The 24,297-nt window shown below is 72.9% G+C and carries 18 protein-coding genes; 14 read left to right on the top strand and 4 right to left on the bottom strand.

The features are described 5' to 3' along the window. Positions 1-111: 111 nt before the first annotated feature. Positions 112-1,740 carry a PucR family transcriptional regulator gene (locus tag ACFPM7_RS24695; protein WP_378250147.1) on the bottom strand — a complete coding sequence of 543 codons (1,629 nt, stop codon included), beginning with the start codon at positions 1,738-1,740 and terminating at the stop codon, positions 112-114. Between the two features lie 83 nt (positions 1,741-1,823). On the opposite strand from ACFPM7_RS24695, the gene ACFPM7_RS24690 reads away from it, so the two are divergent. Together ACFPM7_RS24690 and ACFPM7_RS24685 are read left to right on the top strand one after the other, a co-directional pair. After that, positions 1,824-3,092 carry an aspartate aminotransferase family protein gene (locus ACFPM7_RS24690; RefSeq protein ID WP_378250145.1) on the top strand — a complete coding sequence of 423 codons (1,269 nt, stop codon included), beginning with the start codon at positions 1,824-1,826 and terminating at the stop codon, positions 3,090-3,092. Continuing rightward, the gene (locus ACFPM7_RS24685) at positions 3,089-4,567 is read left to right on the top strand and encodes a CoA-acylating methylmalonate-semialdehyde dehydrogenase (RefSeq protein WP_378250144.1); all 1,479 of its coding nucleotides are present in this window, start codon (positions 3,089-3,091) and stop codon (positions 4,565-4,567) included. Before ACFPM7_RS24690 ends, ACFPM7_RS24685 begins: the two co-directional genes overlap by 4 nt. A 141-nt stretch (positions 4,568-4,708) precedes the next feature. Here ACFPM7_RS24685 and ACFPM7_RS24680 read toward each other — a convergent pair whose 3' ends face one another. Continuing rightward, positions 4,709-9,283 carry a beta-ketoacyl synthase N-terminal-like domain-containing protein gene (locus ACFPM7_RS24680; protein ID WP_378250143.1) on the bottom strand — a complete coding sequence of 1,525 codons (4,575 nt, stop codon included), beginning with the start codon at positions 9,281-9,283 and terminating at the stop codon, positions 4,709-4,711. Between the two features lie 445 nt (positions 9,284-9,728). On the opposite strand from ACFPM7_RS24680, the gene ACFPM7_RS24675 reads away from it, so the two are divergent. Further along, positions 9,729-10,406, top strand: coding sequence for a ScbR family autoregulator-binding transcription factor (locus ACFPM7_RS24675; protein WP_378250142.1), 678 nt, complete (start codon positions 9,729-9,731; stop codon positions 10,404-10,406). Continuing rightward, positions 10,387-11,052: an HAD family hydrolase gene (locus tag ACFPM7_RS24670; RefSeq protein ID WP_378250141.1), complete on the top strand. Its 666-nt coding sequence runs from the start codon at positions 10,387-10,389 to the stop codon at positions 11,050-11,052. Before ACFPM7_RS24675 ends, ACFPM7_RS24670 begins: the two co-directional genes overlap by 20 nt. On the opposite strand, the gene ACFPM7_RS24665 is transcribed toward ACFPM7_RS24670, so the two are convergent. Next, the gene (locus tag ACFPM7_RS24665; protein WP_378250140.1) at positions 11,049-11,966 is read right to left on the bottom strand and encodes an SDR family NAD(P)-dependent oxidoreductase; all 918 of its coding nucleotides are present in this window, start codon (positions 11,964-11,966) and stop codon (positions 11,049-11,051) included. The two genes, ACFPM7_RS24670 and ACFPM7_RS24665, sit on opposite strands and share 4 nt — an antisense overlap. Positions 11,967-12,283: 317 nt before the next feature. On the opposite strand from ACFPM7_RS24665, the gene ACFPM7_RS24660 reads away from it, so the two are divergent. Further along, positions 12,284-12,670, top strand: a complete 387-nt coding sequence (locus ACFPM7_RS24660; protein ID WP_378250139.1) for a bacteriophage spanin2 family protein — start codon at positions 12,284-12,286, stop codon at positions 12,668-12,670. Positions 12,671-12,790: 120 nt separating this feature from the next. Here ACFPM7_RS24660 and ACFPM7_RS24655 read toward each other — a convergent pair whose 3' ends face one another. Then, positions 12,791-13,333: an EF-hand domain-containing protein gene (locus tag ACFPM7_RS24655; protein WP_378250138.1), complete on the bottom strand. Its 543-nt coding sequence runs from the start codon at positions 13,331-13,333 to the stop codon at positions 12,791-12,793. 241 nt (positions 13,334-13,574) lie between these two features. On the opposite strand from ACFPM7_RS24655, the gene ACFPM7_RS24650 reads away from it, so the two are divergent. The 9 genes from ACFPM7_RS24650 (at position 13,575) to ACFPM7_RS24610 (ending at position 24,271) form a co-directional block, all read left to right on the top strand. Next, positions 13,575-14,966: a glycoside hydrolase family 16 protein gene (locus tag ACFPM7_RS24650; protein WP_378250137.1), complete on the top strand. Its 1,392-nt coding sequence runs from the start codon at positions 13,575-13,577 to the stop codon at positions 14,964-14,966. A gap of 129 nt (positions 14,967-15,095) precedes the next feature. Beyond that, on the top strand, positions 15,096-16,397 hold the full coding sequence (locus tag ACFPM7_RS24645) for an ABC transporter substrate-binding protein (protein WP_378250136.1): 1,302 nt from the start codon (positions 15,096-15,098) through the stop codon (positions 16,395-16,397). Continuing rightward, positions 16,394-17,380, top strand: a complete 987-nt coding sequence (locus ACFPM7_RS24640; RefSeq protein ID WP_378250135.1) for a carbohydrate ABC transporter permease — start codon at positions 16,394-16,396, stop codon at positions 17,378-17,380. The genes ACFPM7_RS24645 and ACFPM7_RS24640 overlap by 4 nt, the downstream gene beginning before the upstream one ends. A 7-nt stretch (positions 17,381-17,387) precedes the next feature. Next, positions 17,388-18,218: a carbohydrate ABC transporter permease gene (locus ACFPM7_RS24635; RefSeq protein WP_378250134.1), complete on the top strand. Its 831-nt coding sequence runs from the start codon at positions 17,388-17,390 to the stop codon at positions 18,216-18,218. Continuing rightward, the gene (locus ACFPM7_RS24630) at positions 18,215-19,555 is read left to right on the top strand and encodes a GH1 family beta-glucosidase (protein WP_378250133.1); all 1,341 of its coding nucleotides are present in this window, start codon (positions 18,215-18,217) and stop codon (positions 19,553-19,555) included. Before ACFPM7_RS24635 ends, ACFPM7_RS24630 begins: the two co-directional genes overlap by 4 nt. Continuing rightward, positions 19,552-20,562, top strand: a complete 1,011-nt coding sequence (locus ACFPM7_RS24625; RefSeq protein ID WP_378250132.1) for a LacI family DNA-binding transcriptional regulator — start codon at positions 19,552-19,554, stop codon at positions 20,560-20,562. Before ACFPM7_RS24630 ends, ACFPM7_RS24625 begins: the two co-directional genes overlap by 4 nt. 358 nt (positions 20,563-20,920) lie before the next feature. Further along, positions 20,921-21,886 (top strand): acyl-CoA desaturase, encoded by a 966-nt coding sequence (locus ACFPM7_RS24620; protein ID WP_378250131.1) that lies wholly within the window; start codon positions 20,921-20,923, stop codon positions 21,884-21,886. A gap of 319 nt (positions 21,887-22,205) precedes the next feature. Then, positions 22,206-23,159, top strand: coding sequence for an NAD(P)-dependent alcohol dehydrogenase (locus ACFPM7_RS24615; RefSeq protein WP_378250130.1), 954 nt, complete (start codon positions 22,206-22,208; stop codon positions 23,157-23,159). Between the two features lie 128 nt (positions 23,160-23,287). Further along, positions 23,288-24,271, top strand: coding sequence for a serine/threonine-protein kinase (locus ACFPM7_RS24610; RefSeq protein WP_378250128.1), 984 nt, complete (start codon positions 23,288-23,290; stop codon positions 24,269-24,271). Positions 24,272-24,297: the final 26 nt, after the last annotated feature.

Below are 24,297 nucleotides of genomic sequence, written 5' to 3'. Positions count from 1 at the left end.
GGTGGTGGTGTCCCGCCGGTCGCGGGCAGCGTCACTGTGTGCGAGGTTGGCCCCTACCGCACACATTCTGTCCATTGCGCGGAGTGGCGATCGGTGCTCGAAATCCCGCTGTTACCTGGGGTTGACCCAATCGGGTGACAGCGGGGTGTGCCCCTGCCCGATGTCGAATGCGAGCAGCGCCACATGCAGCGAGAGCACCGACTCGGAGTCGTCCAGGGACACGCCGAGGACCTGCTCGACGCGGGCCAGCTGCTGGTAGTAGGCGGTGCGCGAGAGGTGCGCGGCCGTCGCGGCGGCGGACTTGTTGCCGCCGTGCTCGCAGTAGTGGCGCAGGGCGTCGAGCAGCCTGCTGCCGTGCGCGGCGTCGCGGGCCAGCAGCGGGCCCAGCTCGCGCTCGGCGAAGGCGGCGACCCGGTCGTCGCCCGCGAGCAGGTGCAGCAGGCCGCGGAGCCGGACGTCGTCCAGGCGGTGGTAGGCGGCGTCGGGGGCGCGCAGCGCGGCCTGGGCGACGTGCGCGGCCTCGACCAGGCTGCGGCGGGCGTCGGCGGCGGCGGTGACCGTGCTGCCCACGGCGACGACGACCGGGAGGGCGGCGGCCTGGTGGGTCTCGGTGGCCAGGCGGGTGAGGACGGTGTCCGGGTCGGCCTGGGGGGTGAGGGAGAGCAGGGCGCGGACGCTGGTGTCGTCCACGATGCCGACCAGGGCGGCGACGCGGGCGCGGCGGGCGGCCAGCGCGGTGGCCTCGGCGAGGTCGCGCAGCACCTCGTGGGTGGCCATGGAGCGGGTGGTGGCGACCGTGCGGGGGCGCACCGACAGGCCGATGAGCTGGCGGCGCTCCAGGGGGACGCCGAGGGCGACGCTGTGCGCGGTGATCTCCGGGCGGGGGTCGGTGAGCAGGTCGGCCAGCAGGGTTCGGTGGGCGTGGCGCTCCAGGCTCTCGCGGTCGCGGGCCACCAGGCGGTGCACCGCGAGGGCGGAGGCGGCGCGCTCGGCGATGACGCGCAGGCGGTGCACCGGCTCCTGCGGGCACAGCAGCACCAGCCGCCCCCAGTGGTGCCCGCGCGCGCCGACCACCGTCACCAGCCAGCCTGCGTCCTCGTCGTAGCCGGTGCGGTCGGCGACGCTGACCGCGCGGGAGCGCCGCGCCCAGTCGGCGAGCAGGTCGCCCGGGTCGAGGCCGGCGGTGTCGTAGGCGAGCACGTCGTGGGCCAGGGTCTCCAGCACGACCGGAAGGTTCGATGCCCTGGTGACCTCGCGCAGCACTTCGACCGGCTCGGCGCCCGCCACCGTCAGCGCGGTGAAGGTCTCGTGGACCTGCTCGGCGGCGCGCAGCTCGGCCATCTGCGCGTCCAGGATCAGGCCGACGACGGCCTCGGTGACCGCGACGAAGCGGGTCTCGCGGGCGAGGGTGACCAGCGGCAGGCCGTGCCGCTCGGCGGCGTCGACCAGGGCGGGCGGCAGCGCGCCGCGCCAGTGCCGCACCAGCTCGACCACGAGCCCGGCGATGCCCGCCGAGGCCAGCTCCTCGACGTAGCGGGTCAGCCCGGCGTGGTCGTCGGGCAGGACGATGCCGGTGGTGAGGACCAGCTCGCCGCCGCGCAGCAGGGCGGCGATGTCGACGACCTCGGCGGCGTGCACCCACCGCACCCGCCGGTCCAGGCCGGCCGCGCCCGCCACCAGGCGCGGTCCGCCCGCCCGCACGACGGGCAGCGACAGCGCGTCCGCGACGGTCGGGTACACGCGACAGAGTGTAAGGCCGCGACCGTGATCGCGATGCACTTTGACCGTGGCGGCTCGCCGCACCGCGCACGACACTTCCCCGTATGACCCTGATCGAGCGCCACCGCGCCGTGCTCCCGAACTGGCTGGCCCTCTACTACGCCGACCCGATCGAGATCGTCAGCGGCCACGGGCGCCGGGTGACCGACGCGAACGGCAAGAGCTACCTCGACTTCTTCGCGGGCATCCTCACCAACGCCCTGGGCTACGACGTGGCCGAGGTCGGCGACGCGGTCCGCAAGCAGCTCGACACCGGGATCATGCACACCTCCACGCTCTACCTGATCCGCGCGCAGGTGGAGCTGGCCGAGAAGATCGCGGCGCTCTCCGGCATCCCGGACGCCAAGGTGTTCTTCACCAACTCCGGCACCGAGGCCAACGAGACCGCGCTGATGCTGGCCACCCAGCACCGCCGCTCCAACCAGGTGCTGGCGATGCGCAACTCCTACCACGGCCGCGCCTTCGCCACCGTCGGCGTGACGGGCAACCGGGGCTGGTCGGCCAGCGCGCTGTCGCCGGTGCGGGTGAGCTACGTGCACGGCGGCTACCGCTACCGCGGCCCGTTCGCCGGGCTCTCCGACGCCGACTACATCAAGGCCTGCACCGAGGACCTGCGCGAGGTCATCACCACGATGACCTCCGGCGACGTCGCCTGCATGATCGCCGAGCCGATCCAGGGCGTCGGCGGCTTCTGCGTGCCGCCGGACGGCCTCTACGGCTCCTTCGCCGAGGTGCTGGCCGAGCACGGCATCCTGTTCATCTCCGATGAGGTGCAGACCGGCTGGGGCCGCACGGGCGAGCACTTCTGGGGCATCGGCGCGCACGGGGTGACGCCGGACATGATGACCTTCGCCAAGGGCCTGGGCAACGGTCTGGCGATCGGCGGCGTCGTCGCCCGCGCCGAGGTGATGGACTGCCTCAACGCCAACTCGATCTCCACCTTCGGCGGCAACCCGGTGGCCACGGTCGGCGCGGCGGCGGTGCTGGACTACATCGCCGACCACGACCTGCAGGCCAGCGCGGCCGAGCTGGGCGACCGGCTGCTGGCCGGGCTGCGCGCGCTGGAGGTCCCCGCGGTGGGCGACGTGCGCGGCAAGGGCCTGATGGTGGGCATCGAGCTGATCGAGCCGGACGGCGCGCCCGCGCCCGCGAAGGCGGTGGCGGTCCTGGAGGCCTGCCGGGCGCGCGGGCTGCTCGTCGGCAAGGGCGGCCTGCACAACAACGTGATCCGCCTGGCACCGCCGATGACGGTGACCGCCGACGAGGTGGACGAGGCGCTGGACGCCCTCACGGGCGCGTTGGGAGAGCTGTGAGGATCACGCACTGGATCTCGGGCAAGCCGTGGACCGGGACGTCCGCGCGCGCCGGGGACGTCTTCGACCCGAACACCGGGGCCGTCGCGCACACCGTCGACTTCGCCGCCCAGTCCGAAGTGGACGAGGCGGTGGCCGCGGCGTCGGCCGCGCTGCCCGGCTGGCGCGACACGTCGCTGGCGGCCCGCTCGTCGGTGCTCTTCGAGTTCCGCCGCCTGCTGAACGACAAGCGCGACGAGCTGGCCGGGATCGTCTCCGCCGAGCACGGCAAGGTGCTCGACGACGCGCGCGGGGAGGTGCAGCGCGCCCTGGAGGCCGTCGACTTCGCCTGCGGGGTGCCGCACCTGCTCAAGGGCGGCTTCAGCGAGAACGCCTCGCGCGGGGTGGACGTGTACTCCATCCGCCAGCCGCTGGGCGTGGTGGCGGTGATCTCGCCGTTCAACTTCCCGGCGATGGTGCCGCTGTGGTTCGTGCCCAACGCCATCGCCTGCGGCAACACCGTGGTGCTCAAGCCGTCGGAGAAGGACCCGTCGGCGGCGAACTTCCTGGCCGGGCTGTGGTCGGCGGCCGGGCTGCCCGACGGCGTGCTCAACGTGCTGCACGGCGACAAGGCCGCCGTCGACGGGCTGCTGGAGCACCCGGACGTGCGCGGCGTGTCGTTCGTCGGCTCGACCCCGATCGCGCGCTACGTCTACGAGACCGGGACGCGCAACGGCAAGCGGGTGCAGGCGCTCGGCGGGGCGAAGAACCACATGGTCGTGCTCCCCGACGCCGACCTCGACCTGGCCGCCGACGCGGCGGTCTCGGCCGGGTTCGGCTCGGCGGGCGAGCGCTGCATGGCGGTCTCGGTCGTGGTCGCCGTGGGCGGGGTGGGCGATGAGCTTCTCGCGCGCATCTCCTCGCGCGTCGAGGGCCTGCGGGTCGGCCCCGGCCGCGACATGGGCCCGCTGATCACCGCGGCGCACCGGGACAAGGTCGCGTCCTATCTGGACACCGGGGTCGCCGAGGGGGCCCGGCTGGTCATCGACGGGCGCGGGCACCAGGTCGACGGCGAGGACTCCGGCTTCTGGCTCGGCCCGTCGCTGTTCGACGGCGTGCGGCCGGGGATGTCGGTCTACACCGACGAGATCTTCGGACCGGTGCTGTCGGTGGTGCGCGCGGAGAGCTACGCCGAGGCGGTGGAGCTGATCAACGCCAACGCCTACGGCAACGGCACCGCCATCTTCACCAACGACGGCGGCGCCGCGCGCCGGTTCCAGAACGAGGTCGAGGTCGGCATGGTGGGGGTGAACGTGCCCATCCCGGTCCCGGTCGGCTACTACAGCTTCGGCGGCTGGAAGGACTCCCTGTTCGGCGACTCGCACGCCTACGGCCCCGACGGCATCCACTTCTTCACCAGGACCAAGGTCGTGACCAGCCGGTGGCTGGACCCCTCGCACGGCGGGATCAACCTGGGCTTCCCGAGGAACGTCTAGGCCGTGTTTCCGGTGAACTGGCGCGGCTCTCGCGTGCCCCACATCGGAAACACGGGCTAGGTCAGGGCGCGGCCCGCGCGGCGGCGACTTCCCGGAAGTGGCGGCCGGCGCGCGGGCCGTGGGCGGGCGAGGCGAGAGTGCCTAGTCGCCGCGGGCCAGTGACCGCAGCAGGGCCGGGGTTTCCGGGCCGCGGTCCAGGTCGAGTTTCGCGGGCACCAGGTGGGTGTCCGGGCGGGCGAGGGCGGCGTCCAGCAGGCGCATCGCCTCGGGGTGGGTGAGGGTGCCCGGGGTGGGGTCGCTGGACCAGTCGCCCCAGGCGAGGCTGGAGCCGGGCAGGCCGCGGGCGCGGCGGTGCTCGGCGAGGGCGTCGAGGAAGGTGTCGGCGGCGGCGTGGGCGGCGTGGCCCGCGGCGCCGAGGACGCCGGAGGCCGAGGAGAACAGGACGAAGGCCGAGAGGTCCATGTCGGCGGTGACGGCGTCCAGGTGCAGCGCGCCCGCCACGCGGGGGGCCAGAACGCGGTCGATGCGCTCGGCGGTCTGTTCGCTGAGCAGGGCGTTGTCGCCGGTGGCCGCCAGGTGGAAGACGCCGTGCAGCGGCAGGCGCGGGTCGATGCCCGCCAGCACGCGCTCCAGGTCGGCGCGGTTGGCCACGTCGCAGCGGGGCACGCGCACCGACTGGGCGCCTGCGTCCAGCAGCGCGCCGACCACCGCGCCCGCGCCCGGCTCGAACGGGCCCTCCGGCGAGGTCAGCACCAGGTGCCTGACCCCGTAGCGGCGCACCAGGTGCTGGGCGAGCAGCCTGCCCAGCTCGGTCGTGCCGTCGGTGATCAGCACCGTCCCGGCCGGGCCGAGCGGGCGCGGCGGGGCGTCCGGGTCGACGGCGCGGGCCAGGCGCACGGCGCGCACGACGCCGTCGCGGACCACGAGTTCGGGTTCGTCGGCGACCGAGAGCGCCGCGGCGATGTCGGCGCCCGGCGGGGCGTCGATGAGGCGCAGGCGGGTGCCGTGCTCCGCGCGCGCGGCGCGCACCAGGCCGCGGACGGGGGCGGCGGCCAGGCCGCCGCGGGTCACCCACACCAGCTCGGTGTCGGCCAGGCGCGGATCGGCCACCAGGTTCTGCAGCACGTCGAGCGCGCCCACCGCGGTCAGCCGCACGGCGGCGGCGACGTCGGCGATCTCCGGCGCGGGGACCTCGATCACCAGCCGCGACGGCGGTGGGCCCGAGCCCAGCGCGGGCAGGTCGGCCAGAGTCCAGGTGCTGCCCGCCTGCACCGGCACGGCGGCGGTCGCGGCCACCGGCACCGAGTCCACCCGGTACAGGTGCCGGGCCGGGTCGCCCGCGCGGACCTGTTCCTCGGTGACCGCGCGCAGGCCCAGCTCGTCGACGTAGGCGACGGGCAGGTCCTCCTCGTCGGTCACCCACAGCCGCGCGACGCTGTGGTCGCCGCGGTCGGACAGGTCCAGCCGGAAGCGCAGGTACGTGCCCGAGGCCCCGTAGAGCGCCACCCCGCGCCAGGAGACCGGCATGAGCAGCCCGTCTCCGGGGCGCAGCGCGGCGAGCGCGTGCAGGGCCGCGTCCAGCAGCGCCGGGTGCACGCCGTCGAAGTCGCCCTCCAGCTGCTCGGGCACCCGCACCACCCCGAAGACGGTGTCCGTCCCGACCCGCACGACCTCGCTGAGCCCGTGGAACGCCGGGCCGCAGACCAGGCCCTGCTCGGCCAGGCGCCGGTGCACGGTGCTCGCCGGGACGGTCACGCCGTCCGGGATCTCCGTCCAGCCCGGCTCGTGGTCGGTCCACGCGGTGACGACGGTGCCGACGGCGTGCAGGGTCCAGCCGTCCGGGGCGTCCTCCGGCTGGGAGTAGACCGCGATCGGGCGCAGGCCGTCGGTCTCGGCGCCGAGGGTCACCCGCAGCCGCAGGTAGCCGGTCTCGGGCAGCACGAGCGGGCGGGCCAGCGACAGCTCGCCGATGCCCGCCGCGCCGACCTGGTCGGCCGCGGCGGCGGCCAGCTCGACCAGCCCGGCGCCGGGCATCACCGTCGAGCCGAAGAGGCAGTGATCGCCCAGCCACGGGTGCGTGCTCAGCGACAGCCGTCCGGTGAACAGGTGGCCTTGGCCGTCGGTGGTGCTGGTGACCGCGTCCAGCCACGGGTGCGGCAGCGCCTCCGGGCTCCCCGGGCGCAGGTCGCCCTCCGAGCGCGCGGCGGGCAGCCAGTAGCGCTCGCGGCGGAACGCGGGCGGCGGCAGGTCGGCGCGGCGCGCGCCGCGGCCGTCGAACACCGCCGCCCAGTCGACCTCCTGGCCTGAGACGTGCAGCGCGCCGAGCGCGGTCAGCACGTCGCGGGTCTCGTCGGGGCCGCGCAGGCTCGCGGTGAACAGGCTGGGCGAGTCGGCGGGCAGGCAGGCCAGCACGGTGGCCGTCGACACCGGGCCGGGGCCGCACTCCAGGTAGCCGCCGATGCCCGCGTCCTCCAGCACCCGGATCGCCTCGGCGAAGCGGACCGCGCCGCCGAGCTGGTCGATCCAGTACCCGGGGTCGCGCACCCCGGCGCCGGGGGCGAGGTCCGGGCCCATCCACTCCGCGGTCACGGCGCTGACCATCGGCAGCTCGGGCGCTGCGGCCGGGCAGGAGCGCACGACCGCGCCATAGGCGGCCAGCATCGTGCCCGCCACGGGGTTGGCCGTGGACACCGCCATCCTGCGCACCGCGACGCCGAGCTCGGCCATCCGGTCGACGACCTCCAGCACCGCGGCCTCGGACCCGGCGACGACGGTCTCCTCCGGTGAGCCCGCCGCGACCACCGCGACGTCCACATCGGACAGGATGCTGATGGTGTCGGCCTCGGTGAGCGGCAGGGCGGCCATGGCCCCGCCGGAGTGCGCGGCCAGCAGCCTGCCGCGCGCGGTGACGAGCCGGGCGGCGTCGGGCAGCGCCAGGACCCCGGCGACGTGCGCGGCCGACAGCTCGCCCACGGCGTGCCCGGTGACCGCGGAGGGCAGCACGCCCCAGGACACCCACAGGCGGAACAGCGCGACCTGCACGGCGAACAGCGCGGGCTGCGCCACCGCCGGGTCGTGCAGCAGCGCCTCGGCGGCCGGGTCGCCGTCGGCGCCGAAGACGAGCGCGCACACGTCCTCGGCCAGGCCGGGGTCGAACTCGGCGCACACGGCGTCGAAGGCGTCGGCGAAGACGCCGAACGCCGAGTACGGCGCCCGTCCCGTGCCCAGGCGCTGCACGCCCTGGCCGGTGAACACCACGGCGAGCCCGCCGTCGGCGGCGCGGTCGGCGGGAACCATCCCGTCGGCGAGGTCGCGCAGCCCGGCCACCAACTCGGCGCGGGTGCTCGCGGTGACGCAGGCCCGCACGGGGAACGCGGTGCGGTGCAGGGCGGCCGTCGCGGCGACGTCGAGCACGCTCGCGTCGGAGCAGGCCAGGTGCTCGGCCCAGGCGCGGGCCAGGTCGCGGACGGCGGTCTCGTCGTGCCCGGAAAGCACCACGGGGTAGGCGAACCCGTCGGAGTCGGTGACCCGGGGCGCGGGCGCCGACGGCGCCTCCTCGACCACCAGGTGCGCGCCGGTGCCGCCCATGCCGAAGGCCGACACGCCCGCCCGCCGGGGCCTCGTGCCGCGCCGCCACGGCACCGGGCCGCTCAGCAGCCTCAGCTCGCCCACCAGGTCGGCCGACGGGCGCGCGGCGTGGGCGGTGGGCGGCAGGGTCTGCTCCCGCAGCGCCAGCACCACCTTGATCAGGCCGGTGACGCCCGCGGCCGCCTGGGTGTGGCCGAGGTTCGACTTCACCGAACCGATCCACAGAGGACGGTCCCGGTCGGCGTGCACGGCGGCCAGGGCGGCGGCCTCGGCGGCGTCGGCGGCGGGCTCGCCGCTGCCGTGCGCCTCGACGGCGTCGACCTCGGCCGGGTCGAGTGCCGCGTCGGCGAGCGCGGCGGCGATCACGGCGGCCTGGTCCTCGCCGACGGCCGAGCCGCGCAGGACGGCGAGCACGTCGTCGCCGTCGGCGATGGCCGCGGCGAGGGTCTTGAGCACGACGACGCCGCAGCCCTCGGCCCAGCCCGCGCCGTCGGCGTCGGCGGAGAAGCTCTTGCAGCGCCCGTCGGCGGCGTTGGCCCCGCGCGGGGAGTCCAGGTAGGCGGCGGGGGTGGTCATCACCGTCACCCCGCCCGCGACGGCGACCGCGCACTCGCCCGAGCGCAGCGCCGACACGGCCAGGTGCAGCGCGACCAGCGACGACGAGCAGGCGGTGTCGACGGTGAGCTCGGGCCCGCGCAGGCCCAGCGCCGCCGCCACCCGCGCGGCGAGCCCGTCGGTGTGCGCGCCCGCGGCGACGCGGCGCTCCGGGTAGCCGGTGGCGCCGAGGTAGAGGCCGACCGGCGCGGCGCAGGCCGGGGACGCCCCGACGCCTGCGCGCTCCAGCGCCTCCCACACGGTCTCGATCGCGATGCGGCGCTCAGGCTCCATCGCCTGCGCGGCAAGCGGGGAGACGCCGAAGAAGGAGGCGTCGAAGCGGTCCGCGCCGTCCAGGAAGCCGCCCGCGGCCACCCCGGCGTCCCGCAGGTCGAGCCCGTCCCAGCGGGCGGGGAACGGCCCGATCGCGTCGCCGCCGTCGGCCAGCAACCGCCACAGCGCGTCCGGGCTCTCGATCCCCCCGGGCAGTCGACAGGCCAACGCGGTCACGGCGATCGGCTCGGAACCCGGCATGCGCCCTCTCCCCACTCCCGACCCCGGACCACGGCGGTCCGGGTGTCCGGCGGCCCGCGCCCGCCTCCCCCGAGGACGGATGGAGGGCGGTGATGCCCTCCGAGGTCGCTGGTCCGTGATGTCCGAAAGATAAAACCGACCGCCCGGTTTGTCAACGACGGTGGTCACCCATCCCACGGCGGGCCTCAAAGGTCTGGTTTCAAACCTGAGTACGCGGCCAAAATCGGGCCTCAGCAGGGAATCTACCAAGCTCGTGTGAACGCGGGGAGTCCGCGCGGGCAAACTGCCTGCGCGAAACTCCCGCCTCCAAGTGATCCCGGTCACGTGAGCGGCCCCACAAAGCGGAAGAACAAACCTACCAGGCGGTTTCTTTTTCGCCGGTTTGGTGTCAGGATCTCTCTCGCGGAACCTCGACCGCACCGCTCACGGAAGGGGCAGACCAACAGTGGCACAGCAGCAGCGGGCGGAGCGGACCCGCACCCAGATCCTCGACGCCGCCGCGACGGTGATCGACCAGCACGGCTTCCAGGGTGCGCGGCTCTCCGGCATCCTCGCCGAGGCGGGCGTGACCAAGGGCGCGTTCTACTTCCACTTCTCCTCCAAGGAGGAGCTGGCGCACGCGCTCGTCGACGAGCAGTTCGCCATCGACACCGCACCACCGGAGGACGAGACCCTCGGACTCCAGCAGGTCATCGACATCACCCACTACTTCGCGCACGCCCTGCAGACCAACGTGCGGGTGCGCGCCAGCGTCCGCCTCACCGTCGAGACCGGGAGCTTCATCGCGCCCCGGCCCGAGCCGTACCTGCGCTGGATCGGCGTCGCCCGCAGGCACCTGGAAGCCGCCCGCGAGCGCGGCGACCTCTACCCGGAGCTGGACCCGACCGTGATCGCCACCTGGGCCTCCGGCTCGTTCCTCGGCATCCAGGTCCAGTCCGAGGTGCTCACCAGCCGCGCCGACATCCACGAGCGCATCACCGACATGTGGCGCATCGCGCTGCCCGGCCTGGTGCCGCCGTGGCGCCTGGCGACCTTCTCCCCGTCCGGCACGGTTCCCCCTGCCGAGCTCTCCGGAGGACCCCATGCGGTTACAGCAGTTGAAGTTGGTGTGTCTCAACCTTGACGGCGTCCTGCTCCCGGACACCTTCAGCCCCGTCCTGCACCGCCTCCTGACCGAGCACGGCGTCGAGTACACCGGCGAGCTGGAGCGGCTGCTGCTCTCCCAGCCCCGCGAGGTCGCGGGCGCGATCATCGCCTCGGCCGCGCGGCTGCCGTGGACCTGGCAGCAGGTCGCCGCCGCGTTCTTCGCCGAGCGCGAGCGCTACCTGGCCGAGCACCCGCTGACGCTGTCCAAGGGCGCGGGCGAGCTGATCGAGATGCTCTCGGAGACCGGCGCGACGCTGATCTGCTACGGCGGCATGGACCGCGCCGCCTACGACGAGTTCGTCGGCCCGTGGCGCCACCACTTCGCCGCGCCGCAGTACATCAGCACCAACGACTTCCGGCCCGGCATCAGGGAGATGGCCGCCTACTACGGCGCCGAGCACTCCCAGACCCTGTTCGTCGACGACGTGAACCGCTTCGCCGAGTACGCCAGGGACGCGGGCGTGGCCTTCATCGGGATGCCCGCCGACCACCCGCACAGCTTCCAGCGCGAGCACATGCTGCAGACCGGGGTGCGCCACCTCGTCTGGTCGCTGCCGGACATCGATGAGGCGCTGCTGGCGCAGGTCGACGCCGAAGCCGCCGAGGGCTCCATCTGGCGCTAGACCGTGTTTCCGATGTGGGGGGCGTGAGAGTCGGCCAGCAGGCGCTCGGACAGCTCCCACAGCGCTTCGGCGCGCGCGGGGTCCGAGGCGTAGGCGAGGTGGTGGCCGGCGGGCAGGTCGTGCGCGGTGGGCCAGGGCGCGGTGGGCGCGCAGTCCTCCACGATGCGCCCGCCCAGACCCGGCGTGACCGCCGCCCACACGGCGCTCGCCGCCGCCTGCCGGACCGTCTTCCAGCCCGCGCTCACCCGCGGCCTGCCCCGCTCGTCCAGCCAGCCCTCGGCGCGCAGCTGCTCGTCGCTGAAGTCGCGGACGATCTTGGTGAGCACCATGCCGGGCAGGACAGCGGTCGCGGTGTGCGGTGTGCGGCGGTCCAGTTCGGCGGCGAAGAGGGCGTTGGCGGTCTTGGACTGGCCGTAGGCGCGCCAGCGGTCGAACGGCCGGGTGCGCCAGTTCGGGTCGGCGAGGTCGACGTCGGCGCGGCGGTGCGCGCGCGAGGAGAGCACCACGACCCGGGCCTCGGCCAGCGGCAGGCGCCGGGTCAGGGCGAAGTGGCCGAGGTGGTTGACGCCGAAGTGCGTCTCGAAGCCCAGCGCGGTGCGGGTCAGCCCGGTGGTGAGCACCCCGGCGTTGAGCACCAGGATCGTGAACGGCCGGTCGGCCGGGAAGGCGGCTATCGATGCCGGGTCGGCGAGGTCGAGCGCGGCGAAGCCGACCCGCCCCTTGCCGGTCGAGCGCGCGGCGACGGCCTCCCCTCGGTTGCGGTCGCGGCCGGTGATCAGCACGTCGGCCCCGACCGCGGCCAGGGCGCGGGCGATCTCCTGGCCGATGCCGGACGTGCCGCCGGTGACGAGGGCGTGGTGGCCGGTCAGGTCCTGCCCGGCGAGCACGTCGTCGGCGGTGGTGTCGCTGCCCATCTGTCTCCCCCCTGTGCTCCCCCAGGGCGGACATCGGAGGGTAGCCGCCGGAAGTGACGAGGACAGGACCGTTTCGCGAATGTGCCTCCGCTTCGCCGGGAACGCTCCCGAACGCGCAGCCGTCCACACTGGACCGGACCGGCGAGGTGATCAAGACCACTGGACCGGGCGGGGCGGGGTCGGTATCCTGGAGGCGCGAAGGGGAGTACCCCCCGGCTCGCGGCCGTCACTACGGCAGGTCCACACCTGTCCGGCCCGAGCGCCGCCCGTCGAGGCGGTGGGGAGACCTTCGGTCGAATCGAGACCGGAGGGCCACCATGCGCCGAACCATTTCCGCCGTTGCCGCCGTCGTCGCCGGTGCCGTGCTGCTCACGGGATGCTCCGCGCTGCAGGAGGCCGCCGACACCGTCACCGCCGCCGACCGGGCGCTGACCACGGCCCAGGTGTGCGCGCAGGCCATCGGCGCCATCGACTTCAGCATCTCGACCGACCCGCAGACCGCGCTGGAGCAGACCGAGAACGCCGCAGGCGAGCTGTCCACTTTGGCCACCCAGGCCGGGGACGCCACGGTGGCCGACGCGATCTCCGGGGTGGCCACGACGCTGTCGAACGTCACCCTGGACGACCTGGTGAGCCCGCTGGAGTGGGTCGGCGACCGGACCGCCGCCGCCGCGGACGTGCTCAACGCCTGCGCGGGGTTCTGACCATCGGGGGATAGAGGGCGCCCGGTCTGCTCACTGAGCGGCCGGGCGCCTGTTCCGTGGCGCGACGCTCGTCCGCCACCACCTGCTTCATCGACACCGGGGATTCACCCCCCATCTCCGTCAAGCCGTCGGCAGGGTGAAGCGGCCGAAGACCCAGTTGCCGGGGGCGGCGGGATCGTCGCCTGCCCAGAACTGGGTCCAGAGTTCGGTGAAGTCCTCGCGGGAGAGGTGGCCGTCGGCGTCGTCGTCGAGGATGTCGAAGACGGCGTCGGTGTCGGCGCGGCGGCCGCTCCACGCCTCGATGAGGGCTCGGTACTCGGTCGCGGAGATCAGGTCGTCGCGGTTGGCGTCGGCGGCGTCGAAGAGGGCCGAGGCGGTGGCGGTGACGCTGCCGAGCATGGCCGGGAGGCGGTCCACGAGGGTCATCACCTCCTCGACGGTCACGCGGTCGTCGTGGTCGGTGTCGGCGACCTCGGCCAGGGCGGTCCACCAGCCGAGCATGATCGCGGCCACCCGGTCGTGGTCGGCGGGCGTCGAGCCGCGCAGCTCGGCCCACCGCTCGGTGATGGACCGGAAGTCCGCCTCGGTGAGGTAGCCGTCGCCGTCGCCGTCCATGGACCGGAACACCGCCGACACCTTGCCGCGCTGAAGCCGGCTGCTCATCGCGCCCCTTCCGCCGAATGGATCACCCAGGCTGCACCTGTCCCCCACCGGCCGGACAGCGCCACTCGGGCACGACGCCACCACGTCCGGGTGACAGAAACGCAACGGATGGTCACCCGCCGCTGATCCTTTCGCCCGAATCATTGACAAGCGCCTGTGAGAGCGCTTACATCGTTCCAGTTTGTTCACCCCGGCAACAAACGAACGCACGGAACCCCGGGTCGACAAGGAGGTCCCCACCGTGCAGACCCTGCGCCGCAAACGCTTGTCCCTGGCCATCGCCGCAGCGACCACCCTGGTCGTGGTCCCCCTCGCACTCTCCGCCAACGCCGCCGTCCCGCCGCCGTCCAACGGCTGGTCGCTGGTCTGGAGCGATGACTTCACCGGCTCCGCCAACACCCTTCCGTCGTCGTCGAACTGGATCATCGACATCGGCCACGGCTACCCCGGCGGCCCCGCCAACTGGGGCACCGGCGAAGTCCAGTACTACACCAACAGCACGCAGAACCTCGGCCTCGACGGCCAGGGCAACCTGCGCATCACCCCGCGCCGCGACGCCAACGGCAACTGGACGTCCGGGCGCATCGAGACCCAGCGGTCGAACTTCCGGCCACCGGCGGGCGGCATCATGGCGATGGAGAGCCGCCTGCAGATGCCCAACGTCACCGGCAGCGCCGCCATCGGCTACTGGCCCGCGTTCTGGGCACTCGGCGCGCCCTACCGCGGCAACTACTGGAACTGGCCCGGCATCGGCGAGTTCGACGTCATGGAGAACGTCAACGGCCTGAACTCCGTGTGGGGCGTGCTGCACTGCGGCGTCGCGCCGGGCGGGGACTGCAACGAGAGCACCGGCCTGGGCGCCAGCCGCACCTGCCCCGGGTCCGCCTGCCAGGGCAACTTCCACACCTACCGCTTCGAGTGGGACACCAGCATCTCGCCCAACGAGTTCCGCTGGTCGGTGGACGGGCAGGTGTACCACCGCCTGACCCAGGCCCAGTTCAGCGCCACGACCTGGTCGAACATGACCAACCACCAGGGCTACTTCATGCTGCTGAACCTGGCCATGGGCGGGGCGTTCCCCAACGCCCTGCACGGCGGGTCGACCCCGGTCGCCAGCACCCAGCCCGGCCACCCGCTGGTCGTGGACTACGTCGCCGTCTACACCAAGGGCGGCGGCACGACCCCGCCGACGACCACCACGACCCCGCCCCCCGGCAACGGCGGCAGCGCGTACTCGACCATCCAGGCCGAGGCGTACTCCCAGCAGGGCGGCACCGGCGTGGAGACCACGACCGACACCGGCGGCGGCCAGAACCTGAGCCACCTCGCCAACGGCGACTGGGCGCTCTACCGGGGCATCGACTTCGGTTCCTCGCCCGCGCGGCAGTTCTCCGCGCGCGCGGCCTCCGGCATCGGCGGCGGCGCGTCCGGACTGGTCGAAGTGCGGCTGGGCAGCCGGACCAGCACCCCGATCGGCAGCTTCGCCATCGGCAACACCGGGGGCTGGCAGAGCTGGCGGACGATCCCGACGAACATCAGCGGCGTGACCGGACGGCACGACGTGTACCTGACCTTCACCAGCGGTCAGCCGAACGATTTCGTGAACGTCAACTGGTTCACGTTCGCGCGCTGACCACCGGCGGGCCCCGCCGCCGGTCCCACGGCGGGGCCCGCCGTCATTCAACCAGACAAAAGATCAACACAGCCGTGAGACCGCTCTCACGGCCGATTCACCGGAAGTTCCCAGATGGAGGCACGGAATATGCGCAGAGCAGGACGCACGCGCGCCGCGGCCGGGCTGCTGATCGGCGGCTTGGTCCTCACGGCGTGCTCGGGCGGCGGCGACGGGGACCAGCAGACGCAGGGCGACCCCAACGCCCCCGTCACCCTCACGATCAACGTCTTCGGCGACAACTTCTCGCTGCCGAGCGACCGCTCGGTCTACGACGAGTACGAGAAGCTGAACCCGAACGTCACGATCGTGGAGAACCGCAGCGACTTCGGCGCCCACCACCAGAACCTGCAGGCCCGCCTCACCGCGGGCACCGGCACGGCGGACCTGGAGCTGATCGAGGTCGGCCAGGTCGCGGGCTACGTCGGGCAGACCGAGAAGTTCATCAACTTCAAGGACCAGGGCGTCGACACCTCGGCGTGGACGGACTCCACGCTGGCCCGTGCCTCCAACCCGGACAAGACCGCGCTGATCGGCCTGCCGACCGACATCGGCGGCCTGGCCATGTGCTACCGCACCGACCTGTTCGAGCAGGCGGGCCTGCCCACCGCGCGCGACGAGGTCTCCAAGCTCTGGCCGACCTGGGACGCCTACGTGGCCACCGGCCAGAAGTTCCTGGACAAGGCCCCGGCCAAGACCAAGTGGTTCGACGCGGGCGGGCACACCTTCACCGGCATCCTGGGCAACGAGCAGGAGACCTTCTACAACGCCAACGGCGATCTGATCGTCGCGCAGAACCCCAAGGTCAAGGACGCCTGGAACCTGACCGTGCAGGCCATCAAGAACGGCCAGTCCGCGGCGCTGCCGGAGTTCACCCCCGAGTGGAACACCGGCTTCCAGCAGGGCCAGTTCGCCACGATCACCTGCCCCGCCTGGATGATGGGCTACATCAAGTCCAACGCCAAGGACACCGAGGGCAAGTGGGACATCGCCCAGATCCCCGGCGGCTCGGGCAACTGGGGCGGCTCGTACGTGAGCGTCCCCGCCTCCGGCAAGAACACCGCCGCCGCCGTCGAGCTGGCCAAGTGGCTGACCGCCCCGGAGCAGGCCGTGAAGCTGTTCCAGAAGATCGGCAACTTCCCGAGCCAGAAGGCGACCTGGGAGCAGCCGGAGGTCAAGGACTTCAAGGCCGAGTTCTTCAACGACGCCCCGGCGGGCACGATCTTCCCGGCCTCGCTGGCCAACGCCCCCGTCCAGGTCGCAGGGCCGCAGAGCGGCGTCATCGGCAACACCTTCGCCACCGCGCTCAACGGCGTCGAGCAGGGCGGAAACCCCGATGAGGCCTGGGACAAGGCGCTGACCGACATCGAAGCGGCAGCGGGCACGGGATGACCCGCACCGCCCTCCGCGAGCCGTCGTCGGGTGACCGGCGGCGGCTCGCGGAACCCGATGAGAAGCGGCAGCGGTGGAAGCACCGGCTCTACCGCTGGGACGTCAAGGGCTCGCCGTACGCCTACGTCGCGCCGTTCTTCCTGCTGTTCGGCGTCTTCGGCGTCTTCCCGCTGGCCTACACCGCGCTGATCTCCACCACCGCGTGGAACACCCGCAACCCGGGCAGCGAGGACAAGTCGGTCGGGTTCGACAACTACACCAACCTGCTCGGCGACGAGAACTTCTGGAACGCGCTGGTCAACACCCTCGGCATCGGGGTGTTCTCCACGGTGCCGCAGCTGCTGTTGGCCCTGGGCATCGCGCACCTGCTGAACTACAAGCTGCGCGGGCGCCTGGTGCTGCGCATGGGCGTGCTGGTGCCGTACGTGACCTCGGTGACCGCGGTCGCGCTGATCTTCAACCAGATGTTCGCCCGCGACTTCGGCCTGCTGAACTGGCTGCTGTCGCCGTTCACCGACGCCCCGATCGACTGGCGGGCGAGCACGGTGGCCAGCTGGTTCGCCGTCTCGGTGATGGTCACCTGGCACTGGACCGGCTACAACGCGCTGATCTACCTGGCGGCGATGCAGACGATCCCGAACGAGCTCTACGAGTCCGCGGCCATCGACGGCGCGAGCCGCTGGCGGCAGTTCTGGTCGATCACCATCCCGAGCCTGCGGCCGACGATCATCTTCACCGTGATCGTCTCCACGGTCGGCGCGCTGCAACTCTTCGCCGAACCGTTCCTGTTCGACACGACGAGAAACCACAACGGCGGGGCCGAACGCCAGTTCCAGACCGTCGTCCTGTACCTGTACCAGCAGTTCTGGACCAACGGCCGCTACGGCTACGGCGCGGCGATCGCCTGGACGCTGTTCATCGTCACCGTGGTCATCGTGCTGGTGAACTTCTTCATCGTCCGCAAGATCCGGACGTCGGAGTGAGGTGGGCATGAGTTCCAAAGCGAATGGGGCGAAGTGGCCCACGTACACGCTGCTGATCGGCATCGTGCTGATCTCGATCTTCCCGCTGTACTGGTCGATCGTGGTGTCCTCGCGCGACCAGAGCTCGGTCGGCAGCTACCCGCCGCCGCTGGTGCCGGGCGGCAACCTGTGGGAGAACCTCACAGCCGCCTACGAACAGGGCAACTTCGGGCTGGCGCTGATGAACTCGGTGATCGTGGCCGGTTCGATCACCGTGGCGGTGGTGTTCACCTCCACGCTGGCCGGGTTCGCCTTCGCCAAGCTGCGCTTCAAGGGCCGCGACGCGCTCTTCGGCACGGTCGTGGCCACGATGCTGGTGCCCACCCAGCTGGCGATCATCCCGCTGTACATCATGGTGACGCAGTGGTTCGGCTGGGCGAACGACCTGCGCGGGGTGATCGTGCCCGCCCTGGTCACCGCGTTCGGGGTGTTCTTCATGCGGCAGTACCTCGCCAGCGCGGTCTCCCACGAGCTGCTGGAGGCGGGCAGGCTCGACGGCGCGAGCACGTGGCGCATCTACTGGAACGTCGTCATGCCGCTGGCCCGGCCGGGGGCGGCCGTGCTGGGGCTGCTGACGTTCATCACCTACTGGAACGACCTCTTCTGGCCGCTCATCCTGCTCAACACGCAGAACCCGACGGTGCAGGTGGCCATCGCCAACACCGCGGGCGGCATCGAGGTCGACTACTCGCTGGTGCTGGCGGGGACGGTGATCGCCACCTTCCCGATGGTGATCGTGTTCCTGCTGCTCGGGCGTCAGATCATCGGAGGGATCATGCAGGGGGCGGTCAAGGGATGAGCGGGGACGGGACTCGGAAGGTGTTCCCGGAGGACTTCCTCTGGGGCGCGGCCACGGCCGCCTTCCAGATCGAGGGCGCCGCGGCGTCGCGGGGGAAGTCCATCTGGGACACCTTCTCCCACACCCCCGGCAAGGTCCACAACGGCGACACCGGCGACGTGGCCACCGACCACTACCGCCTCTTCCGCGACGACGTGGCGCTGATGGCCGACCTCGGCCTGCGCGCCTACCGGTTCTCGGTGTCCTGGCCGCGGGTGGCCGCGGGCGACCTGGGCTTCTACTCGGCGCTGGTGGACGAGCTGCTCACGCACGGGATCAAGCCCGTGCTGACGCTCTACCACTGGGACCTGCCGCAGGAGCTGGAGGACGCGGGCGGCTGGACCAACCGCGACACCGCGGCCCGCTTCGCCGAGTACGCCACGGTGGTGGCGGACGCGCTCGGCGACCGGGTGCCGATGTGGACGACGCTGAACGAGCCGTGGTGCTCGGCGTTCCTCGGCTACGGCAGCGGCCTGCACGCGCCGGGGCGCACCGAGCCGCTGGCCGCGCTGCAGGCCGCGCATCACCTGCTGCTCGCGCACGGCTGGGGCGTGCAGGCGCTGCGCGGCGCGCTGCCCGCGGACACCTCGGTCTCCCTCGCGCTGAACCCGCAGCCGGTGTCGGCGGCGGACGACTCGGCCGAGGCCGCCGAGGCGACCCGGCGCATCGACGCCGTCGGCAACCGGATCTTCTACGGCCCGCTGTTCCGCGGCGGCTACCCGGAGGACCTGATCGCCGACACCGCGGGCGTCACCGACTGGTCGTTCGTGCGCGAGGGCGACCTGGCCGCGATCGGCACGCCGATCGACGCCCTCGGCGTCAACTACTACGCGACGTCCTTCGCCGAGGGGTTCGGCGAGCCGAGCACCCCGTCGCCGTGGCCGGGCAGCGAGCACGTGCGCTTCGCGCCGGTGCGCCCGCCGGTGACGGAGATGGACTGGTCCATCGATCCGGCCGGGCTCACCAAGCTGCTCGTGGACATCCACGCCGAGTACGGCGTGCCGCTGATGGTCACCGAGAACGGCGCGGCCTTCCCCGACACCGTCGTCGACGGCGCGGTGCACGACCCCGACCGGGTGGACTACCTGCGCACGCACATCGGGGCGGTGCACGACGCCATCACCGCGGGCGCCGACCTGCGGGGGTACTTCGTCTGGTCCCTGATGGACAACTTCGAGTGGTCCTACGGGTACGCCAAACGGTTCGGTATCGTTCACGTGGACTACGCGACCCAGCGCCGGGTGTGGAAGGACAGCGCCCACTGGTACCGCGAGGTGATCAAAGCGAACGGGACATGACGACCGAACGGCAGCCCACCCTGGACACCGTCGCCGCCGAGGCGGGGGTGTCCAGGGCGACGGTGTCCCGGGTGATCAACGGATCACCCCGGGTCTCACCGGAAGCGCGCGACCTGGTGGAAGGCACGATCGCCCGCCTGGGCTACGTGCCGAACCGGGCCGCGCGCACGCTCGCGTCCCGGCGCACCGACTCGGTGGCCCTGGTGCTGCGCGAGGCCGACGCCACGGTCCTGGCGGACCCGTACCTGTCGGCGGTCATCATCGCCACCAGCCAGGCCCTGGTCGGCACCGGCGTGCAGCTGGTCCTGGTGAACGCCCAGAACGACGCCGAGCACCAGCGCGTCGGCGAGTACGTCCGCAGCGGCCACGTCGACGGCGTGCTGCTCGCCTCCATGCACGCCGACGACCCGCTGCCCCAGATGCTCGTCGGCTCCGGGGTGCCGGTGGTGGTCAGCGGCAGGCCGGAGCGCCACATCCCCGGCCTGGTCTACGTCGACAGCGACAACGTCGGCGGCGGCCAGCTGGCCACCGAGCGCCTGCTGTCGGCGGGCCGCACCCGCGTCGCCCACATCGCCGGTCCCCCCGACATGACCGCCGCCGCCGACCGCCTCACCGGCTACCACCGCGCGCTGGCCCGCGCCGGCGTGCGGGCGGGCCCGGTCGCCTTCGGCGACTTCACCCGGGCCTCCGGCGAATCCGCCATGGCCGACCTGCTGTCCAGGGGCGCCGAGGTCGACGCCGTCTTCGCCGCCAACGACATGATGGCCATCGGGGCCCTGCGCGCCCTGCGCGCCACCGGCCGCCGGGTCCCGGACGACGTCTCCCTGGTGGGCTACGACGACATCGAGCTGGCCCAGCACACGGAGCCGTCGCTGACCACGGTCCGCCAGCCGGTGGTCCACCAGGCCCGCACGATGACGGAACTCCTGCTCCTGCAGATCGGCGGCCAGCCCCCCGGCGACCCCGTCGTCCTCCCGACCGACCTGGTCCCCCGCGACTCCGGCTGACCAGGCCCTCCCCCAACCATCCACAGGCCGCCAGTTCGACGGTGCGACGCGCTGTCCTGGCCGGATAACCTGGCGGCGGGGGGCCGGATACTTCGCCTGCGGGAGCCGAGCGGCTCTCGGGGTGCCGCACCCGATGCCGGTTCCGCCGTCGAGCCCGCCACGGGCGTTCCGTGTACTCGCGAGTATCGCCGCGACCGGGGGTGTCCAGCGTTCAGTGACGAACACCTCACCGCGCAGCCCCTAGCTGGCCAATCCCCGACCCCTGCCCGGTTTGCCACCCCGTCGGGGTTGGTGCCCAACTCCCCGGCTGGTTTGCTAGGCCCGATCCGCCCGGTCCCCCAGCCTTTGGAGCTGCCGCATGTCCTTGTCCGTAGCCGACGACGGGTCCTCAGCGACCGACTCCGGCCCCCCGTCACCCGGCAGTCCCAAGCCCGTCCACGGCGCCCCCCGCGGGACGTGGCCGCAGGTGGGGACCTACCTCTTCATCCTCGTGCCCTTCCTCGCCCTCATCGCGGCCGTGCCGTTCGCGTGGGGCTGGGGGCTGGGCTGGGTGGACATCGGCCTGGCGGCGTTCTTCTACACGTTCACCTGCCTGGGGGTGACGGTCGGGTTCCACCGGTACTTCACGCATGGGGCGTTCAAGGCGCCGCGGGCGGTGCGGGTGGGGCTGGCGATCGTGGGCAGCATGGCGCTGCAGGGGCCGATCATGCACTGGGTGGCCGACCACCGGCGCCACCACGCCTTCGCCGACCGGGCCGGGGACCCGCACTCGCCGTGGGCGTTCGGGACCTCGCCCGCCGCGCTGGTCAAGGGGTTCTGGCACGCGCACATGGGGTGGGTGTTCGACCGCAACCTCACCAACCAGGAGCGCTTCGCCCCCGACCTGATCGCCGATGACGACATCCGCCGCGTGCACCGCCAGTTCGGCCTGTGGACGGCGGTCACGCTGCTCGCGCCCGCGGTGCTCGGCGGGCTGATCACCTGGTCGTGGTGGGGCGCGGTCACCGCGTTCTTCTGGGCGGGGCTGGTGCGGGTGTCGTTTCTGCACCACGTGACGTGGTCGGTGAACTCGATCTGCCACATGGTGGGCGAGCGCCCCTTCAAGTCCCGGGACAAGGCGACCAACTTCTGGCCCCTGGCGGTGCTGTCGATGGGCGAGGCCTGGCACAACCTGCACCACGCCGACCCGACCTGCGCCCGGCACGGCGTGCGCCGCTTCGAGATCGACATCTCGGCCCGGACGATCTGGATCATGGAGAAGCTGGGCTGGGTCACCGACGTCCGCTGGCCGACGCCCCAGCGGCTCGCCAAGCTCAAGGCTTAGTACTACGACCGTAGTACTGCACCCGAAGTACTCCACGTTCACCACCTACGGCCATAGCACTACGAACGTAGTGCTATGGCCGTAGTTCTGTGTTCGCAGCACGCCGGGTGGAGCACTGCGGTTGCAGCACTCCACCCGAAGCCTGCGAGCGAGCGCGGCGGATGCGGAACGGGCGCGCAGCGAGCGGGGCGGGCGCGGCAGGCAGGCGCAGCCGGCGGGCGGGCGCGGCCGGGATGGATGGCGGCGGCCGAGAGCGCAACAGCGGGGATCATGTTAAGAAGCTTTGACACAGTGTCTGAGTTTCTTTACATTGGCGACCATGAAAGCCATCGTCCAGGATCGCTATGGGATCGACGCGCTGCAGCTTGCCGACCTCGCGCGGCCCGTTCCGGGGCCGGAGGAGATCCTCGTCCGGGTGCGGGCGGCGGGGGTCGATACCGGGGTGCATCACGTCGTCACCGGGACCCCGTACCTGATCCGGGTGCTCGGCTACGGCCTGCGCGGGCCGAAGGCGCGGGTGCCCGGACTCGACGCGGCGGGGACCGTCGAAGCCGTTGGGGCGCGGGTCAGCCGGTTCAAGCCTGGTGACGAGGTGTTCGGCTCCGACGGGGGGACCTTCGCCGAGTACGCCGCGGTCAAGGCCGAGCGGTTCGCGCACATGCCCACCGGGCTGTCCTTCGAGGAGGCCGCCGCGCTCCCCAACTCCGGGGTCACCGCGCTGCAGGCGGTGCGCGGCCGGGTCGTCGCGGGCGGGCGGGTGCTGGTCATCGGGGCGGGCGGCGGTGTGGGGACCTTCGCCGTGCAGCTCGCCAGAGCGGCGGGCGGGCGGGTCACCGGTGTGTGCGGGCCGGGCAAGGCGGAGCTGGTGGCGGGTCTGGGCGCCGAGGTGGTCGACTACACCAAGCAGGAGATCACCGGGCGCTACGACCTCATCGTCGACACCGCGGGCAACCGCCGGGTGCTGGCGCTGCGGCGCCTGCTCACCGCGCGGGGCGTGCTCGTCATCGTCGGCGGGGACGGTGGCGGCAGGCTCATCGGCGGCATCCAGCGCAACCTCTGGGCGGCACTGACCTCGGCGGTCTCCAGCCAGAAGCTGACCGCCTTCATCACCCGCATGAACGCGGCCGACCTCGACACCCTGCGCGCGCACGTCGAGGCGGGAGAGGTCGCTCCCGTCATCGGCCGCACCCACGACCTGGCCGACGCCGCCGCCGCTCTCGGCCACATCGCCACCGGCCACGCCACCGGCAAGGTCGTGCTCACCGTCGGCTGAGGACAGCTGTCACGTTTCTGTCCACGCGCTGACGTTCCCCGCACCCCACCCCGCGCTGTCTGCTGGACACCAGCGCGCCGGGCGCGGGAAGCGGGGCACCAGGGATGCGGTGGCAAGACCGGTACCGGGTGACCGGGAGGCTGGGCGCGGGCCCCATGGGAGAGGTCGTCGGCGCCGTGTGCGGCGACGGCGGGCCCGCCGAGGTGGCGGTCAAGATCCTCCGCCACGACCTGGCCACCCGCCCCGCGACCGCGCCCCGGCTGCGCGACCTCGTCGCCGAGGTGCACGGCGTCGGCGGGGAGCACTTGGTCGCCGTGCGGGACTGCTTCCGCGACGGCGACGTCGTCGGGCTGGTGATGGATCTGGCCCCGGGGCAGTCGCTGCGCCGCGGGCTCGCCGCCGGAGGGCCGATGGCGCCCGCGCGGGTGGCCGAGATCGGCGCGGGCGTCGCGCGCGCGCTCGCCGTGCTGCACCGCAGGCGGTTCGCGCACTTGGCGGTCAAGCCGGAGAACGTCCTGGTCGACGGTGACCGGGTCAAGCTGACCGGGCACTGCCTGGTGCCGCTGCTGCTCGCCGAGTCGGGTCCGCAGGCCGTGCTGGTCAACACCCCGCAGTACACCGCGCCGGAGATCCCGCTCGGACGGCCCGTCGGGCCCGAGGCCGACCTGTACTCCCTCGGCGTCGTGCTCTACGAGCTGAGCTGCGGCGTGCCGCCGTTCGCGGGCCGGGGCACCGACGAGCTGCCGCACCTGCTGCCCTCGCGCCCGCCCGGCATGCCCGACCCGCTCTGGGCGCTGGTCGCCGCGCTGCTGGCGAAGGACCCGGCGCTGCGGCCGCCCGCCGAGCGCGCCGCCACCGATCTCGCCGCGGCCCGCACCGCGCTGTCCGGCCTGCCGTCGGCCGCGGCGCTGCCGGAGCCGCCGCTGCCCCTCGATCCCCGGCGCGGCCGCTTCGCCGGGGTGGTGGCAGGCGTGGCCGCGCTGGGCCTGCTCTCCCCCGCCCACACCGCCGATCTGGCCGACCCCGACCTGCCCGCCCCGACGACCCTCGCGCGCGCCGTCGCCGTGCCGCAGACCCCGCCACCGCCCGACCCCGGCCAGGTGACGCCGTGAGTCTCCGAGCCTGCGCCGAGCCCCGG

The organism is Actinokineospora guangxiensis, assembly GCF_042657845.1.
In the GTDB taxonomy this organism is placed as follows: Bacteria; Actinomycetota; Actinomycetes; order Mycobacteriales; family Pseudonocardiaceae; genus Actinokineospora; species Actinokineospora guangxiensis.
Note: the sequence above shows the minus strand (reverse complement) of the source record. Positions and strands in the feature narration are given on the sequence as shown.

Bases quoted from the DNA above. Each gene is read 5' to 3' on its own strand.
- ACFPM7_RS24645 (WP_378250136.1), top strand. From the start codon at position 15,096: ATGCGCAGAGCAGGACGCACGCGCGCCGCGGCCGGGCTGCTGATCGGC.
- ACFPM7_RS24640 (WP_378250135.1), top strand. From the start codon at position 16,394: ATGACCCGCACCGCCCTCCGCGAGCCGTCGTCGGGTGACCGGCGGCGG.
- ACFPM7_RS24680 (WP_378250143.1), bottom strand. From the start codon at position 9,283: ATGCCGGGTTCCGAGCCGATCGCCGTGACCGCGTTGGCCTGTCGACTG.
- ACFPM7_RS24665 (WP_378250140.1), bottom strand. From the start codon at position 11,966: ATGGGCAGCGACACCACCGCCGACGACGTGCTCGCCGGGCAGGACCTG.
- ACFPM7_RS24655 (WP_378250138.1), bottom strand. From the start codon at position 13,333: ATGAGCAGCCGGCTTCAGCGCGGCAAGGTGTCGGCGGTGTTCCGGTCC.
- ACFPM7_RS24620 (WP_378250131.1), top strand. From the start codon at position 20,921: ATGTCCTTGTCCGTAGCCGACGACGGGTCCTCAGCGACCGACTCCGGC.
- ACFPM7_RS24660 (WP_378250139.1), top strand. From the start codon at position 12,284: ATGCGCCGAACCATTTCCGCCGTTGCCGCCGTCGTCGCCGGTGCCGTG.
- ACFPM7_RS24625 (WP_378250132.1), top strand. From the start codon at position 19,552: ATGACGACCGAACGGCAGCCCACCCTGGACACCGTCGCCGCCGAGGCG.
- ACFPM7_RS24690 (WP_378250145.1), top strand. From the start codon at position 1,824: ATGACCCTGATCGAGCGCCACCGCGCCGTGCTCCCGAACTGGCTGGCC.
- ACFPM7_RS24615 (WP_378250130.1), top strand. From the start codon at position 22,206: ATGAAAGCCATCGTCCAGGATCGCTATGGGATCGACGCGCTGCAGCTT.
- ACFPM7_RS24635 (WP_378250134.1), top strand. From the start codon at position 17,388: ATGAGTTCCAAAGCGAATGGGGCGAAGTGGCCCACGTACACGCTGCTG.
- ACFPM7_RS24630 (WP_378250133.1), top strand. From the start codon at position 18,215: ATGAGCGGGGACGGGACTCGGAAGGTGTTCCCGGAGGACTTCCTCTGG.